This is a genomic window from Bacillus pretiosus (genome assembly GCF_051294775.1).
In the GTDB taxonomy this organism is placed as follows: Bacteria; Bacillota; Bacilli; order Bacillales; family Bacillaceae_G; genus Bacillus_A; species Bacillus_A wiedmannii.
In genome coordinates this window covers 1-393 of sequence record NZ_JBPPHF010000036.1, presented here as the reverse complement: position 1 = coordinate 393, position 393 = coordinate 1, and the positions used below count along the sequence as shown (strand labels likewise).

The following is a 393-nucleotide window of genomic DNA, read 5'->3' as shown; positions in this document are numbered from 1 at the left end:
GAGTACGGAGGCCGACGTGAGCCATCGGAAGCGGTTGCACCCGGACGGAGTCCTCGCACCGGCGTACACCGGGCGCATCGACAGCGAGCCGGTTCCGGCGCTGCGGCTGCCGGCGCACTCGATGGACCCGGCGGAGGCGTACCGGTACATCCACGACGAACTGATGCTCGACGGCAGTTCGCGGCTGAATCTCGCGACGTTCGTCACCACGTGGATGGAGCCGCAGGCCGACGTGCTCATGGCCGAGACGTTCGACAAGAACCTCATCGACAAGGACGAATATCCGGCGACGTCGGCGATGGAGGAGCGCTGCGTGGCGATGGTCGCCGACCTGTTCCACGCACCAGGGTAGTCCGACGTCGACCCGGGTACGGCGACGGGCGTGTCCACGAT

General features: G+C 67.2%; 1 protein-coding gene. It reads left to right on the top strand.

What is annotated here, in order from left to right; genetic code table 11:
* The coding region (locus tag ACSG5Z_RS32890) for a pyridoxal-dependent decarboxylase (protein ID WP_503827177.1) at positions 1 to 352 on the top strand (352 nt) is incomplete at its 5' end.
* Between the last annotated feature and the right edge of the window lie 41 nt (positions 353 to 393).